This window comes from Thalassovita autumnalis, assembly GCF_001458255.1.
GTDB lineage: Bacteria > Pseudomonadota > Alphaproteobacteria > Rhodobacterales > Rhodobacteraceae > Thalassobius > Thalassobius autumnalis.
In genome coordinates this window covers 1-16,869 of the sequence record NZ_CYSB01000038.1, presented here as the reverse complement: position 1 = coordinate 16,869, position 16,869 = coordinate 1, and the positions used below count along the sequence as shown (strand labels likewise).

Sequence of the window (16,869 nt, the reverse complement as noted above, 5' to 3'; positions counted from 1 at the left end):
TACAATTGATACACCCAAATTTGCAAAATGTGCACAAGCCTTAATCGGCACACGCCCAAGCCTTGACCGTTTGCCCTAACATTCAACCTAGCCTGCCAATTTTTTGCGCACCCGCACCTCATAGTGGATTTTTTCAAGTTTTTTAAGGCCCTAGACCTAAACTGTGACAGAAGCGCTCCGTTCTGTTCAACGCGGAACTACACTCATTCCGTCCAAAGTCGCCCCCGCTACCACTCACTCTTTCGGGTGCCGCTTTGGTATTTGTTACGGTGAAAGGTACACAGGTATGAAGTTCAGGACGAAGATCATGACGGCGCTTTTGGTGCTTGGTTTGGCACCGGCGGCTGTCATCACCTACGTCGATATTCAGCGCATCTACAAACTGTCCGAAGATGCCGCGCGTGGCTCGATCGAGACCGTCTTTGCGATGAAGAAAAAGTCGATCGAAAATTACTTTGCCAATGTGGTCAGCGTGGCCGAAACCATGGCGCAAAATCCGATGGTCATCAACTCCGCTCAGGAGTTCGCAACAGCCGCCAAAGATGTGGACCGCCGGATGGAAGATGAACCCGCAAATGCCGCTCTGGCCCAGCGCTATGCCTACCAGGGCGACAACACGCCCGGCGCCTCCGCCGAAGACGTGGCCCGCTGGCAGGAGCTGGATCCCCTCGCACGGAAGTTGCAGCAGCTCTACATCAGCGACAACGGACAGAACATCGGTGAGAAACACCTGATGAATGATGCCGGTGACGGCAGCCTCTATTCCAACCTGCACGCCTGGTATCATCCCTATTTCACCTCCACCCTTGAGGAGTTTGGCTTCTACGACATCTTCCTGTTGGACGCGCAGGACGGCCGGATCGTCTATTCGGTGTTCAAAGAACTGGACTACGGCACCTCCTTCCTGACCGGCCCTTACAAATCCTCGGGCTTTGGCCGCGCCGTGGATGATATCATCAACAACGGTCAACGCGGCACCGTGATGGTTGATTTTGAACCCTATGAGCCCTCCTACGGTGCAGATGCCAGTTTTGTATTGGTGCCCCTGATGGAAGGGGATGCGCTAAAGGGCATCATCGCCTTCCAGGCGCCTGTCGACCGGATCAACGCCATCGTCAACACCGAGGTGACAGGGTTCAAATCTTCCGAGTCGTTGTTGTTGGGTGACAACCATCGCCTGCGCGCGGCCCCACGCCTGAGTACGGATCTGAACATCGGCTCTGAGGTTGACAGCGAAACCATCGATCTGGCGCTGGCCGGCGAAGGTGGCTTCATCCGTGGTGAAAACCATGTGGGCACTGACAGCTTTGCCTCCTATGGGCGGTTGGATATCCCCGGCTTTGACTGGGTGATGGTCACCGGTGTGGACACTTCTGAGGCACTGGCCGAGGCTGATGCTGCGGTACAGGCGACCTTCTACAAGTTTGGCATCATCGGTCTGGTGATCGTCGTCGCAGGCTTTGCGCTTGGCACCTCCCTGCTGCGGCCTGTGCGCCGACTGGGCAATGAGTTCCAGGAAATGGTTGTGTCTTCGATGGACAGCCTGGCTGAGGCCGCGAACCGGTCGAAAGCAGCAGCGGAATCCATGGCTTCCATGGCGGAACAGACCAGCGCCCAGGGTGCTGTGGTCAAGGAAAACTCCGTCGCAGCGGCGGACAAAGTGTCTGGCACCGCCTCGGCGGTGGAGCAAATGTCTGCCTCGATCCAGGAGATTGCAGGTGGTGTGACCCGCACCTCGACCCTCAGTCAGGATGCCAACACCAAAGCCGAGACCGCAACGGCCACCCTGCAGGACTTGCAGGATGCCACTGCGCGTATCTCCAACGTGGTGAAGTTCATCAACGGTATCACAGCACAGACCGATCTGCTGGCGCTGAACGCAGCGGTGGAGGCCGCCCGCGCTGGTGAAGCTGGCCGTGGCTTTGCCGTGGTGGCCGAAGAGGTCCGCAAACTGGCCGAACAAACCGCTGAATCCACGGTAGAAATCCGCCGTGAGATCGACGCGGTGACCGATGGTGTGGAAACCAATGTTGTCGCGATCAAAGCGATCTCTGATGCGGTGGCGGCGGTGCAAAACCAAGCCTCAAACATGTCCTCTGCAGCCGAGCAGCAGGGCGGTGTGACGCTGGAGATGTCAAATTCGATGGCGGATCTGTCGAACCGGGTTGATAACGTCTCGAAAAACATCATCGGTGTGGAAGAAAGCTCCACCATCGCGGCCAAAGCGGCGGCGGATGTGATGAACCAGATGTTCTCGGTCGATGATGCGGCGGCCAACACCAATTCCGCGATCAAGGACTTCCTGCAAAAGATCGAGCGTCTCTGACGTCAAACCTGTGGGGTATCCTCCATAAGACCTGTAAGGGCGATGCATCCAGCATCGCCCTTTTTTCGTCGTGGCGGCTCCATTCGGCGCAAAAAATGCTTGACAGTTTTAATAAGCTTTAGCATTAGCCCAACGAACAGCCCGCTCAAAGCCAGCAAATCAACTCGCCGCACTCACGCGCAAGTTTCACCTGATGCTTTGAGGGGACTATGAAGCATAAAACACCCGTCGCGGTGGCCGTTGCCGGTCTGACCGCCCTACCAACCCTGTCCAGCCCAGCGCTGGCGCAGGACGCAGATGCAATCGTCGAACTGGACGCAATCGTTCTGGAAGAAAGCCGTCGCGGCGTTCAGACCGAGACTGCAAACTCAATCACCGTTGTTGACCAAGCCGAAATCGAAGCGCGGCAGGCGTCCTCAATGGGCGATTTGCTGGATTCGATCCCGAACGTTTCGCTGATCAATGGCTCCACCCCGCAGGGGTCAGCCGTGAACATCCGCGGCTTGGGCGCACAGGCCGGCACCTATGGCACCGATGGCTACGTGGCTGTTGTGATCGACGGTGTTGCTTCAGGCGCAGAGGAAATCTACCGCAACGGCTCCCTCCTCAGCGTCGAGCCGGAACTGTTCCGCGAAATCAAGGTTCAGCGGGGCCCGGCGGAAAGCTTCCGCTATAATTCGGGCGCAATGGGCGGCACGGTTGAGGCCGAAACCAAAGACGCCAGTGATTTCCTAACCGATGGTGACACCTTCGCGCTGCGCCAGAAGTTCGGCTTTGAGTCAAACGGCGATGGCATGCTGTCCTCGACCATCCTGGCCTTCGCCCCCAGCGAACGCTTTGATGTGCTGGCCTTTTACGGCCATCGCAAGATCGAAGATGGCGTTGACGGCTCTGGCACAACGCGTGATGCAACAGGTTTCGAAGCGCCCTCGGCCCTGCTGAAAATGAACTTCGACCTGAGTGATGACAGCACGCTGACCTTTGCACACTCCTACACGGAATCGCCCGAAACAGATGTGCCCTATGACGCCTTTGATCCGCTCTGGAGCGGTGATTTGGTGGATCGCTACATGAAGGACACCACCACTTACCTGGCTTATAAATTCGCGCCAGTGGACAGCGATTTGGTGAACTTTGAGGCGCGCCTGTTCAAAAAACGCGAAGAGATGCAGATCACCTCAAGCACTGTTGGGGCTAGCCTGACCAACACCGATCATACAACGGAAACGGTGGGCCTGCGTCTGGAAAACGTGGCGCGGTTTGACACAGGCGCGATCGGTCACGAACTGACAACCGGTTTGGAAATCAAGGAACGTTCACGCTCGGCGATCCTGCTGGAAGGTGCGGATGCGGGTGAAAACGACGGCACCGCGCCGGGCGGCACGGATGAGAGCATTTCGCTTTACCTCGCGGATGAGATCACGCTCAGCGATGCCTTCACCCTGACACCCCAGCTGCGGTTTGAAAAGCAGAAGCTCACCTCGATCAACAACCAGGACACCTCGGTTTGTTTTGGCCCGACCTTCTGTATCCCCTACCCCGCCATTCCTGATGGCACCAGCTACACCACCCAATCCTGGACCGGTGCGCTGGCGGGCCGTTACGCGTTCAACAACGGTTTCGCCGTCTTCGGCACCGCCGCCTACAATGAAAACCTGCCGATCCTTGACGATCTGCGGTCCTCAACCAACCGCGAGAAGACGGAGAAGGGCACCACCTTCGAAGTAGGCGTGTCCTTTGATGGCTATGATGTGCTGACCGGTGATGATCGTCTGCAGGCCAAACTGACGGCGTTCAAGACCCACATCTGGGACGGCACCGCCTATTCCGGCATCGATCAGACCGATCTGAAAGGTGTTGAACTGGAACTGAACTACGCCAGCCCATTGTTCTATGCAGACTTCGCCGCCGCCAAGACGCGTGGCACCATCAATGGCACCAGTGACTACTTCAACTACACCCCAGCAGACACGGTGCAGCTGACGCTGGGCAAGCGTTTCATGGGCGATCAGCTGGATATCGCGGTTGAGGCCAAACATGCCTTTGCTCATAACCGCACCTCGAACAGCGGAACCACCGGCGCCACCGCGGCATCCGACGCCTGGACCACCTATGCGCTGTCGGTTGGCTACACCCCGGACAGCGGCGTGCTTGAAGGCACCGAGATGCGCCTGAGTGTCGAAAACCTCTTCGACACCACCTACCGGCCCTACCTGACCAACCCGAACCGCAACGCCAAAGGCCGGAACATCAAGTTCTCGCTCGCGAAAACGTTCTGATCCCTTGGGCGGTCCCTTCGGGGGCCGCCGCATCCGTCTAAACGACTAAAAACACACAGATTTCTCGAGGAAACCCAATGACGCAAAAACCCAGCGCCGCAGACATCCGCCAGGCCAAGATTGACAATGCCAAGATGCGCGACCGCGATCTGGCTACGAAATTGGGCATTTCCGAAGCGGAACTTGTCGCCGCCCATGTTGGCAGCCGCGACGGCGAGACCATCACCCGCATCAACCCACATCCCGATCAACTGATGCCTCTGGTCAGCAAGCTGGGCGAAGTGATGGCGCTGACCCGCAACATCTCGGCCGTGCATGAACGTGTGGGCACCTATGGCGAATATCGCTCTGGCCCGCATGCAGCGATGGTGTTGGGGCATGAAATTGACCTGCGCATTTTCCCAAAACACTGGGTGCACGGCTTTGCCATCGATCAGGTGACCGAAAACGGCACCCGCCGCACCCTGCAGATCTTTGATGCGGCCGGTGACGCGGTGCACAAGATCTTCATGCGCGAAAATTCCAACCATGACGCCTGGGTGGAGGTTGTGGCGGAGCTGACGCTGGACGATCAATCCGAAGGGGTTGAGACCGTCGAAGCCACCCCGGTGGAGCCGGCCAAACAGAACCCCGCAAAACGTGACATCCTGCTGGAAGAATGGGGCAAAATGACCGACACCCACCAGTTCATGCGTCTGACCAGCAAGCTGGGCATGAACCGTCTGGGCGCCTACCGCGAAGTGGCTGGTGAAAAATGGGTCCGCCCGCTGGCCATCTCCGCCGTTGAGACGTTGATCAACAAAGTGTCCGAGGCCGGCCAGCGCACCATCCTCTTTGTTGGCAACCCCGGCAACATCCAGATCCACTGGGGTCGTCTGGACAACATCAAAAACATGGGCCCTTGGGTCAATGTTCTGGACGAACGGTTTGACCTGCACCTGCGCAATGACCACGTCGCTGAGGTCTATGCCGTTGAAAAGCCAACCAAACGCGGCCCGGCCATTTCGCTGGAATGCTTTGACGCACGCGGCATGACCATCATGCAGATCTTTGGCATGCGCGACCCGAAAAACGACAACGACGATCTGGCACAATGGCACCAGCTGATCGCCGACCTGCCTGACCTGAACGTGGAGGAGGTTTCCGCATGATCCGTTCCCTTTTGATGGGCGCCGCCTGCGCGCTCAACCTGACCACCGCCGCCCTGGCCGAGGACCAAAGCTACCCCGACGCGGCCGCCATCGTGTCAGTTGGTGGCCCGGTGACCGAGATCCTCTTTGCGCTGGACGCAGGGCAGCGGGTGATCGCACGTGACACCACATCGATGTTCCCGGCTGAAGCCATGGCGCTGCCGGACGTGGGCTATATGCGCCGCCTGTCGCCCGAAGGCGTTCTGTCAGTCGGCCCGGACCTGATTATTGCCCGCCACACCTCCGGCCCGGTGGAAACGCTGGACCTGCTGCGCGCCGCATCAGTTCCGGTGGTACTGGTGCGCGACGGGTTCAGCGGTGAGGCCGTCAGCGCTGCCATCCGCACCGTCGGCACCGCGATCGGCGCAGAAGACAAGGCAGAGGCCCTGGCTGGTGAGGTCGAAGCAGACCTTGCCGCGCTGGCAAGCGAAATTGCCAAGGTGGGCCATAAGAAGCGGGTGATGTTCATCCTGTCAAACGACGGTGGCCGCCTGAACGTTGCAGGCCGCAACACCGGCGCCGATGGTATCATCACGCTGGCCGGCGCAACCAATGTCATGGCCGAGTCTTACGAAGGCTACAAACTGGTGAACGACGAAGCCATCATCGAAGCCCAGCCTGATCTGGTGCTGATGATGAGCGGCCGCGGCGATCACGCGGGCCGCAAGGAGGAGATCCTTACCCTGCCCGCCATCATGCCTACCCCGGCTGGCAAAAACGGTGCCTTCCATGTGATTGACGGTGCCGCGCTTGGCTTTGGCCCGCGTACCGCAGAGTTTGCCCGCGAGTTGCATCAGGCAATCTACGGCACTGAGGCCGTGTCTCACTAATGTCGACGCAGACCATCTCGAGCCCTGCCTTGGGGCAAAAGGCTGTGGCGGGGGACCGCCGCAGCCTCTCACGTTTTCTCAGCTTTATTCTGCTTGGCGCCCTAGGGCTGACGATGCTGCTCAGCCTGGGCTGGGGCGCTGCGGATCAAACGGATGTGCTGGCTGCGCTGACCGGCACCGGTTCCGTGCGTGATCAGATCATTGTCTGGGACATTCGGATGCCCCGGATGCTGACGGGCGTGTTGGTCGGCGCGGCGCTGGCGGTTTCCGGCGCTGTGATGCAGGGTCTGTTCCGCAACCCGCTGGCAGATCCCGGTCTGGTCGGCGTCAGCGCCGGTGCGGGTTTTGGCGCAGTGGCGGCGATTGTGCTGGGCGGCTACCTGCCTGTTGCGGTGATCGCGCTGGTTGGCAACTACCTGGTTCCCTTCGCCGCCTTCCTTGGCAGTTGGGCCACAACGCTGCTGCTCTACGGCATTGCCACCAGGGGGGGGCGCACATCCGTTGCCACCATGCTGCTGGCCGGGATCGCGCTTGGCGCTCTGACCGGCGCGCTGACCGGGCTAATTGTCTACTACGCCACGGACGACCAGCTGCGCGATCTGACCTTTTGGGGCATGGGATCTGTTGCAGGTGCCTCCTGGGCGAAGTTCACCGCTTCGGCCCCTCTCATCATCTTGACCCTGATCGCCGCCCCTTTTCTGGCCCGCGCCCTGAACGCGCTTGCACTGGGGGAGGCCGCTGCCAGCCATCTGGGCATCGATGTGCAAAAGATGAAGCGGATCGCCATCCTGACCGTTGCGGGGTCGGTTGGTGCCTCGGTCGCAGTGACCGGTGGCATCGGTTTTGTCGGCATCGTGGTGCCGCACCTCTTACGTCTGGTGCAGGGGCCGGATCACCGCGGCCTACTGGTCAACGCGGCGCTTCTGGGGGCGGTGACTCTGCTGCTGGCAGATGCGATTTCACGCAGTGTGATTGCCCCGGCGGAACTGCCAATCGGGATTGTGACGGCCGCGCTTGGCGGGCCCTTTTTCCTGTGGATCTTGCTGAAAAACCGCAATCTGGTGGAGATGTAAGATGGAGCTTATTGCCAAAGACATCCACGTCAAACTGGGCCGCAAAGAGATCCTGCACGGTGTGGATTTTACCGCCCGTGCTGGCCAGCTGACGGCGATTGTCGGCCCCAATGGATCCGGCAAAACCACGCTGTTGCGCGCCCTGACGGGGGAGTTGCCCTATAAGGGCAGCGTCGTGATGAACGGTCATGACTGCGCCCGTATCAAGCCCCATCAGCTGGCGATGATGCGGGCCGTGCTGCCGCAGGCAGCCAATCTGGCCTTCCCCTTCACCGTGCTGGAAGTGGTGCGCCTTGGTTTGACCGCCGGTTTGGCCTCGGACACCCCTGATATGAGCGACCGGTTGCCGCTTCAGGCGCTGGCGCGGGTTGGGCTTGCCGGGTTTGAGGGGCGGCATTTCCACGATCTGTCTGGCGGTGAGAAACAGCGGGTTCAGCTGGCCCGGGTGCTGGTACAGATTTGGGAGCCGATGCTGGAGGGTCAGCCGCGCTGGCTGTTCCTTGATGAACCTGTCTCGGCGCTGGATATCGGCCACCAGCTGGTGGTGATGCAATTGGCCCGTGACTATGCCGCTGCCGGTGGCGGCGTCATCGCGGTGATGCATGATCTGAACCTCACCGCGATGTTTGCCGATCAGGTCACGCTGATGGACGCCGGCGCAATCCGTGCCACCGGAACCCCCGATCAGGTGCTGACCAATGAGCGGCTGAGCGCAGCCTATCATTGCCAGCTGCAGGTCAATACCCTACCCCCGCTGGGCGGCGCCTGGATCCTGCCGCAAGCCGCCGAAGCTGGCTGAGATACAAATCTGGGTGGGCCGTGACCTTTTGCGCCCCACCTAAACCCTAGTTTTGCACCTGTTACAGCCGTTCCCGGATCTGACCGGCTGAAACAAACCTTTCCGATTGCGCCTAAATCGCGACACAACTTAATCGCGGCCAGCCTGTGTTAATTTGCCTTGGGCAAATTTCTTTTTCACTATTTGAAACATGCGTAGGTGGTCATGCCCCTGAAAAGGCGGAAGAAAATCAAAAATGGCAGATATATTTTATTAAACTACCTAAAGATGTCCTAAAACATGCGGTTTCAGAGTCCGTACTACAATGTAAGCGTCTTGCCGGAAAATTTTTGCCACCCAAAGGCGCGCTTGTACGACCTGACCCCGACCCCCTTAGCGCGAGTATTCAGTATGACCCTCTCTATCAAAGCCAAATTGGCTCTGTCATTTACGTTATTAACAACCTTCATTGTCGCTATCGGCGTCATCTCCCTGAAAGAGATGGCCGTCCTAAAAGATCGAAATGACAAGATCGTGCACGAAGATTTCCAAGCGCTGCGCGACCTTGATGAACTGGCCATCATCCAAGAGCGTATTCAGAACCTGATGCGGGATTACGTGATGATCGACAAAGGCCCGCTACATGATCAGATTGAACATGAACTGGAGGCCTTGGAACATGAAGAAAAAGAACTGATCAAAACCTCCTACGGCCATGCCGCCGCCAAAGAAGTGGCGGTGCTGGACAAATTCGTCGCGCTGCGCACCCAGTTGGAGGCTGTCAACGCCGAGGTGATCGCACTGTTCAAAGAGGGCAAACTGGAAGAGGCCGCGCTGAAACTGGTGACCGAAGGCGGCAAGTTTGACAAAGCGATCCTGAAACTGATCCACGACTTCTCGGAAGAGGAAAGCATCATCCTCGAAGAAGAGGTGCAGCGTTCTGAACAGGAATATAACCTCGCCTGGTTTGAGCTGATGGGCATCATCATCGGTGCGCTGGTGTTCAGCCTTCTGGTGGGTTTCAGCATGGTGCGTTCCATCAGCCGCGGCCTGAACTCCGCCAAAACGCTTAGCAAACAAGTGGCAGACGGCAATCTGACCGCGACAGTCGACAACCGCCGCAAAGATGAAATCGGTGAATTGCTTACCGATCTCAACCGGATGGTCGCAGATCTGCGGCGTACCGTCGGCGATGTGACAAGTTCCGCCTCAAACGTGGCCGCCGGCGCGATCCAGATCTCAGCCACCTCAAACCAGCTGCAGGAGGTTTCGATCACTCAGGCAGCCGCCACGGAAGAGGCCTCGGCCTCGGTTGAGGAAATCGCCGCCAGCATCTCCAGCACGGCCGACAACGCACACCAAACCGAAGCGCTGGCCCACGAGGCCGCCGAAATGGCGCGCAACAGTGGTCACGCGGTGAACGAAGCAACCAAACACATGGACAGCATCGTCGAGAAGATCCAGGTGGTGCAGGAAATTGCACGCCAGACCGACCTTCTGGCCCTGAACGCCGCGGTCGAGGCCGCACGGGCGGGCGAACATGGACGTGGTTTTGCAGTCGTTGCATCTGAGGTGCGCAAGTTGGCAGAGCGCAGCCAGGAAGCGGCCGCTGAGATCAACACGCTCACCTCTGTAACGGTGGAATCGTCTCAGACGGCGATGACCATGATGGATGAACTGGTGCCAAGCATCTCCAACACCTCCAAACTGGTGTCCAACATCTCCACCTCGAACTCGGAAATCACCAAGGGCATCGAACAGATCGGCATTGTTGTCGGTCAGGTAGACTGCTCCACCCAGACCAACACCGCTGCTTCCGAAGAACTTTCGGTGACCGCTGAGGAACTGGCGTCACAGGCCAGAGTACTGCGCGATGCTATCAGCGTCTTTGATCTAGGTGAGGCCGGTCAGGCTGACAGCCCCGCGCCAAGTGCGAAAGCACCGACTGCCCCTAGCGCACCGGTAGCTGCAGCCCCTGCCCCCGCAACCGCGGCACCGCAGTCCTCCACTGGGATCTCACTGGATCTTGGCGATGACGCGGATGAGGTGGATTTCACCCCGGCCAACAGCAAAGCAGCCTGACACCCGATCGGACACTCGCACCTTTCGCAGCGCCGTCCCCGGCCCCGGGGCGGCGTTTTCATGTCTAATCCTGCAGGGCATTGCGGAACGCCGCAGCAAAGGGTTTGAGCAGGTATTCAGCCAAGGTTGTCTGGCGCACCTCAATGATCAGCTGCACTGGCATGTCCTCAGACAGGCGCAACTGCCCCAGCGCCCTTTGCAACCGGTCCGCCGCCGCGGCCGACAGATCTGCCCGACCCGCGTACCCCATGGGCTGGTCACTATCATCCAGCACCGCACGCGGCGAAATCGCTGCCACAGTGACATCGATCACCGGCATCGCCCGTTGCGGCAGGCTAGGCAAAATCAGCCGCCCCGACATGCCGGGCTGCAGCTGATCAATGTGTGAGACCGGCACGGTAAAGGCCACATGCGGCCGATCCAGCGGTTGCGCCAATGCAACCAGCGTGGCCCCGCGTTGGGCATAGCTGTTGCCGGCTTCCAGGCTCAACTCCGTCACCATGCCTGCCACCGGCGCGCGGACCTCAGCGCGCGCGACGCGATCACGCAATGACAGCAGGGTTTTGCCAATATCCTCCAGCTGTTTTTCATTTGCCGCCATAGTGCTGCGCAGCCCTTCGCGCAGCTGCAACATCACCAGATCCGCCTGCGCCGCAACCTGCTGCGCCTGGTCCTGCAAGGCCACCAATTCCGCCCGGTCGCCCTGCACCTCAGCCTGAACGATGAGGATCTGTTCCGCCAGCGCCTCCCCCTCGTTGCGTTTTAGAAGGCCTTTTTGCAGCAGCGCATCCTGCCGGTCCGCCCGTGCCTGCATGCCGGTCAGCTGGGCCTCGGTGATGGCAATTTTTTCCTGCAGCGCCGCCGCCTGTCGGGTCAGGCTCTCAGCACTCGCCTTTTTCGTTGCCCGTTGCACCAGCGCCTGACGCGCCCGCAGCTTGTACGGCGATGTACCGCCCTCTGGGTCGGGATCAACAGCATTTGACGCAGTTACCCTATCCAGCAGCGCGGCGATGCTCGCATTTTCCTGCAAAAGCCGGCTTTGCAGCGCCACCGTGGCTTCAACTTGCGCGGCCTCCAGGGAGGTGTCGAGGCGCAGCAACAGCGCCCCCCGGTCCACACGGTCGTGACGTTTCACTGCCACCTCTGCCACCAGCCCGCCGTAGGGGTGCTGCAGAACCACCGCGGGCTGTGCAGAAACCAGTTTGCCGCTGAGGCTTAGGGTGCTGGCCAGTGGTGCAAAGACCGCCCAGAGTGCCACCGCCGCCAGAAAGGCCAGCAGAGCCAGGCCGCTGCGATAGATCGGCCCCATGACCTGATGTGGCAAGGCATCTGGGTTGGCGGGAGGTGAATGGCTCAATTGATCCGTTCCTGCGGTTGTTGCTGGCCCAGTCCGCCGCGATCAGCATGTAAAGCGACGTGAAACACCGTCACATCCTCTTGTGTGTGCAGGGCGAAGCTCTGGCTCATCTGACTGACCGCCGCCAAGGCCATCTCATCGCGCGGCTGATCCCCGGAAGGTTCGCGCCCGGTGGCCAGTTGTTTGCGCACCCGCACCATCTTCTCCTCCAGATCTGCGTCGCCAGCGCCGACCATGCGCAACTCACATTCCAATTCATTCAGAAACTTCAGGGAAAATTCGACCGAGGGATGGTCCTGCTGCGGCGATGGTGCCTGCGCCAGCGCAAGGTGAAACAACTCCATCGCGACCAACTGCGCCTTTTGACTAAAGGCCTCATCACTGGAGCGGGTAAATTGCGAGGCCACCCAATCCCGCAAATCCTGCAGTGAAGACGCCAACAGAGGCAGCGCCATGCGCCGACGGTTGCCGCTGAGCCGGGCCAGAACCTCGGCCCGGACGCCAAAGTCAATCACCCGGCCCTGTTCCAGCCGCAGGATCTTATCCGCCAGCCCCATCAGACCGGATCGGTGCAGCACCATCACGATTGTGGTCCCTTCAGCCTTGAGCCGCAGTAAGGTCTGCGCTAGCGCCCGTTCCCCGTCACCATCCAGCAGCGCGTTTGGTTCATCGAGAAACAGATATTTGGGTTTGGTATAAAGCGCGCGCGCCAGGGCAACCCGCTGCACCTGCCCTGCCGACAAGAGGTAAGGCGCCTGCGCCAGATCGCTCTCATAGCCATCCGGCAAAGCCGCGATCAACCCATGTACGCCAGCGGATTTGGCGGCCTCAATCACCTGAGCATCCTGCCGGTCGGGTTCAAAACAGGCGACATTTTCTGCAATGCTGCCAGCAACCAGTTCCGCCCGCTGCGGCAGATATCCGGTGGCACGATAGAGGTTCTGCCGCTGCAGGGCCCGCAATTCGCTTTGGTCCAGAAAGGCCGAGCCAATGGGGGCAGGTGCGACGCCTGAAATCGCTTGCAGGAGGGTTGTTTTCCCCGACCCGGAACTGCCAACGATCGCCAGACATTCGCCTGGATCCAGTGCAAAGGACACCCGGTCCAGCAGCGGTGGGGCGCCGCCGCCGCGCGGCACAATCAGCCCCTCAGCCCGCAAAGTGCCTGAAAACTCCGGGATCTCAACGGGGGGCGGCTCAACGGCATCCCCCCCTTTGCTGAGCGCGGCATAGTCTGACAGCGCCTGCCGGATCACCGGCCATTGCGTGGCCACAGCTTCAAAGGTGGCATAGGTCCGGCTGAGGATCAGAGACGCCGCGATCATGCCCCCAGGACTCAAAGCATTTTGCGTCACCAGAAAGGCGCCAAGTCCCAGTGCCATGATCTGGCCAAGGCTGCGCAACCAGCTGTTGATCCCGGCGAGGGCTGTTTGATAGCCCGCCAGTTGATCGCTTTGACGGTGGCGGGCGCTCTGCAGCCGCTGAAACCGCTGCAGAAGGTTCTGTTCAATCATTGCAACGCCCAGACGCCCGGCGAAATCCCCCGCGTGCTGCAGAACCGCCGCCTCCTGCTGTTGCAATCTGGTGAGCGCACTGCTGCCGGCCCGGGTCATCTGACGTTCCACCAGACGGGCCAAACCGAAAAGGCACAGCAAGCCAAGCAGCAACAGCAGGAAACCCGGATGGATGATCCACAAAGCCAACAGGAACAACGGCAACCAAGGCAGGCTGAGACCGGCGGTGGCGGCCGGGCTGGCCAGCGCTTGCGACAGCCCGGCGATGCGGTCGATGTCACTGCGGTCGGTTTGCGATCTGGCGGGCTGTCCTTTTGGCGATTGCCCAGCGGTTGCGACGACGTGGCCAGTTCCCAACGCCTCAGCCCAGGTTGAGAGGCGCAGCAAGGCCAGATCACGCCCCCATTCCACCCCGGCCTGCAACGACAGGGCGGCCAACGCCAGACCGCCCAGCAGCAGCAAGGTGGCCGTGTTGCCGCTGGGAATGACCCGATCCAGCACCTGCATCATGAAAAGCGGGCTGATCAGAACAGCCAGATTGCTCACCAGTGAAAACACCAAAAGCGGAGGCAGGGCGCGTTGCAAATGACGATAGGCATTCATGGCAGCCCCCTGCAGTCACTGGCACGACGGTCAAAGTTCTGCGGTTTCACAAGATGAAATTGCTTTCATCCAGATCGTCGACATTCACCGATTTCAACAACAGCTTGTCACCGCTCTCGCCACCGGTCAGTGCGCTTAGATCCAGTTCCGTCGCCCAGCCGCGATCCGCCAGGGCTGCTTCGACTTCGCTGAACTCCAACCCATAGGCTGTTAGGTCTATCCGGTCATGGTCCGCCTCAAAGTCATGGACGATGTCGCGTCCCGCACCGCCCGAAACGACAAAGGTATCAGTGGTGCCGTCGCCGCGCCAGTTGCCCCCCCAGAGGTGGTCATTGCCCGCACCCCCTTCGATGGTGTCAGATCCGGTGCCGCCGACAATCTTATCAGCGCCCTCACCCCCATCGACACGGTCATCGCCACTGCCGGCATTGAGATAATCACGCCCCTCATCACCGCTGATCACATCATCGCCTTCCTGACCGCGGATCGAGTCATTGCCCGCCCCGCCAGAGGCCGTGTCATCCCCGGTGCCGCCGCTGATGTTATCATTGCCCTGATCACCAGACAGGCGATCCTCCCCTTCTCCACCCTGCAAAGTGTCATCGCCTGCATTGCCAAAGAGCTGATCGTCCCCCGCGCCACCGCGCAGGTCATCATTGCCACCCTCAGCCTGGATCAGTTGCGGGTTCCGCAGCAGCACCGGCGCCTCGGCGTCAATCTCGGTGAAGGCATCCGCCGAACGTGGATCGACCGTACCGTCGTTGGATCCGGTGGATTGTGCTTCGGACATAAATTCAGAATAGGCCTGGCCAAGATCCCAATCGACATTGACCTTGAAGATCGCGCCCTGACTGCCGGTGCTGGCATCGAGATCGTGATCCCCTTTGTTCAGCCCGTAGTAGAGGTTGCCATCGCCATCCAAGAAGACCGCGCCATACGCCCCCTTAGCCATACCGCTTTCCATGGTGTCACCATAAAGCGTGCCGGTGATTGGAACCTCACGAAAGGTCGGCTCGCCACCGGCGGCAACCGCGCTGACATCGATTTTGACCACCTTGCCCGCAGCACCATTCTGCCCCGGAGACACCACCGCATAGAAATTGCCATCCTCGGAGTTATAAGCCAGATCATAGGTGCGATCGGTGAACAGACCTTTCGGCAGATGGAAATGCTGAATATCAGGGTTCCCGTCGGCGTCGCGACTGTCCACATCGACCACGCTGATCCGATCCAGGGACGAGTGGAATGTCCAAAGGTTGCCGCTGTCATCAAAGTCACCAACATAATCGCCGTAAAATCCGTCACCAACCCGGTAAGCGGCGCCAGAGGCATCCAGCATTACGATGTCATTGGTGCTGACCTCATTACCAAGCGCATCCACGCCTTTTGATTTGGCAACGCCATAAATCAGATCATCTTCGGCGTTGAACCCCACGGCGTTGATTTTGAACCCCGGCGGATCCCCCACATCCACGTAAGACCGCGCCTCAACATCAAAGGCCTTCAGATGGCCATCAATCACCTGATACAGCACCGGCTGTCCCGGCGCGAAGGCATCAACAGAAACATCCTGCCCGCCCAGCGAGACGGTCTTGTCATAGCTGACCACCGGACCGCTGAAATCATAATCAACGCTGCCTTCCGGCGGGACCGCGCGGAAGGACAGTTGCCCCTCTTCGCCGGCGCTCACCACTTCAATCTCATGGGTTTCATAGACCCCTGATGTGGTTTCGACCGTGCCGACAACCTCACCGTTCCACAGCACCTCAACCTGACCGCAACCATGTCCACCGCTGAGGTTCGCCGCCAGCTCGAAGGAGATCGTATAAGCCTCCCCAGCGACGGTATTGGCCGATTGGGAAATGGTTTCAACGCCGTCCTCATCCGCCATCACCCAGCCCGGGCTGTCGCCATACTGCGAAAAACTGGTGAGTCCGTCGCTGCCGTCGGCAAGGACATTGCCGCCTTTCAAATCGCCATAGACGATGTCATCCCCATCCCCGGCATTGACGGTGTCAGCACCCAATCCCCCTTCGGCCCGGTCATTGCCCTGCTCAAGGTTGAGGAGGTCATCCCCCTCACCGCCAAAGGCATGATCGTCGCCACGCCCCGCATTGATTGTATCATCCCCACGCCCGGCGCTGAGCGTGTCATCGCCACCGTTGCCCAGCAGCACGTCATCCCCATCGCCAGTGCGAATATCGTCGTCATAGGAACGGGTGAGCCCTAGATCGCTGACCTGAACAGCCGCGGGATTGAAGACCCATTTCCCGTCAACAAAGGACCATTCATCCCCAACCATGTCGCCCGCGGCCAGGTCATTGCCCGCGCCGGTGCTGATGTCATCATCGCCGGCATGGCCATTGACCTTATCCGCCTCAGCCAGTTTTTCGCGCAGGGTCTGCCCCGCCGCGTTCTGGACCCCGTCAATGATCTGGTTATCATCCGTGGTTCCGATGAAGTCTTTCACCGGATCACTGTTCGGGGATTCGCCGCCGTTTGCCATCTGCACACCTCAGTCTCAGGGATTGCGTTCCTCAAGACGTTAGGGGCAAAGGGTTAACATCTTCCCCAAGAAGATGGCTCAAGCCGCAGTGAATACATAAATTTTTTTTCAATTAGGGGTCTGATCAGCAGCTAAGATTTACGCATTTTCATCGATTTGTCTGTCACAGCTATAGGTTATTTCAGTGATCTGCGCCGTACCGGTCGGTCTGCGATCTCACCCCTTAAACGCCGACGGCCGCCCTTGATGGGGCGGCCGTTGCTCGGTGTTTTGTTTTTTATCGTTTTGAGAGGAATTGGTATTTATTAGGTTTGGCGGTGACCTACTCTCCCAC

10 protein-coding genes are annotated in these 16,869 nt (G+C 59.5%); 7 read left to right on the top strand and 3 right to left on the bottom strand.

Going from position 1 to position 16,869, the window contains the following annotated elements; all coding sequences use genetic code 11:
• The first annotated feature begins 307 nt into the window (after positions 1–307).
• The 7 genes from TL5118_RS14800 to TL5118_RS14770 all read left to right on the top strand — a co-directional run bounded on the left by TL5118_RS14800 (position 308) and on the right by TL5118_RS14770 (position 10,558).
• The gene (locus TL5118_RS14800; RefSeq protein ID WP_058244878.1) at positions 308–2,326 is read left to right on the top strand and encodes a methyl-accepting chemotaxis protein; all 2,019 of its coding nucleotides are present in this window, start codon (positions 308–310) and stop codon (positions 2,324–2,326) included.
• Positions 2,327–2,535: 209 nt separating this feature from the next.
• A complete protein-coding gene (locus TL5118_RS14795; RefSeq protein WP_058244879.1) occupies positions 2,536–4,605 on the top strand; it encodes a TonB-dependent receptor domain-containing protein in 2,070 nt (689 codons plus the stop codon).
• A gap of 77 nt (positions 4,606–4,682) precedes the next feature.
• Complete coding sequence (locus TL5118_RS14790) at positions 4,683–5,756, top strand: hemin-degrading factor (RefSeq protein ID WP_058244880.1); 1,074 nt, start codon at positions 4,683–4,685, stop codon at positions 5,754–5,756.
• A complete protein-coding gene (locus TL5118_RS14785; protein WP_058244881.1) occupies positions 5,753–6,625 on the top strand; it encodes a heme/hemin ABC transporter substrate-binding protein in 873 nt (290 codons plus the stop codon). Before TL5118_RS14790 ends, TL5118_RS14785 begins: the two co-directional genes overlap by 4 nt.
• Positions 6,625–7,698 (top strand): FecCD family ABC transporter permease, encoded by a 1,074-nt coding sequence (locus TL5118_RS14780; protein WP_058244882.1) that lies wholly within the window; start codon positions 6,625–6,627, stop codon positions 7,696–7,698. Before TL5118_RS14785 ends, TL5118_RS14780 begins: the two co-directional genes overlap by 1 nt.
• Position 7,699: 1 nt before the next feature.
• The gene (locus tag TL5118_RS14775) at positions 7,700–8,497 is read left to right on the top strand and encodes a heme ABC transporter ATP-binding protein (RefSeq protein WP_058244883.1); all 798 of its coding nucleotides are present in this window, start codon (positions 7,700–7,702) and stop codon (positions 8,495–8,497) included.
• A gap of 279 nt (positions 8,498–8,776) precedes the next feature.
• The gene (locus TL5118_RS14770; protein WP_082626402.1) at positions 8,777–10,558 is read left to right on the top strand and encodes a methyl-accepting chemotaxis protein; all 1,782 of its coding nucleotides are present in this window, start codon (positions 8,777–8,779) and stop codon (positions 10,556–10,558) included.
• A gap of 64 nt (positions 10,559–10,622) precedes the next feature.
• Here TL5118_RS14770 and TL5118_RS14765 read toward each other — a convergent pair whose 3' ends face one another.
• From TL5118_RS14765 to TL5118_RS14755, 3 genes are read right to left on the bottom strand one after another with little or no spacing between them, the layout of a single operon-like run.
• Entirely contained in the window at positions 10,623–11,915 is a 1,293-nt protein-coding gene (locus TL5118_RS14765; RefSeq protein WP_058244885.1) for a beta-barrel domain-containing protein, read from the bottom strand.
• Positions 11,912–14,029 (bottom strand): ATP-binding cassette domain-containing protein, encoded by a 2,118-nt coding sequence (locus TL5118_RS14760; protein WP_058244886.1) that lies wholly within the window; start codon positions 14,027–14,029, stop codon positions 11,912–11,914. The genes TL5118_RS14765 and TL5118_RS14760 overlap by 4 nt, the downstream gene beginning before the upstream one ends.
• A gap of 46 nt (positions 14,030–14,075) precedes the next feature.
• Complete coding sequence (locus TL5118_RS14755; RefSeq protein WP_058244887.1) at positions 14,076–16,535, bottom strand: calcium-binding protein; 2,460 nt, start codon at positions 16,533–16,535, stop codon at positions 14,076–14,078.
• Positions 16,536–16,869: the final 334 nt, after the last annotated feature.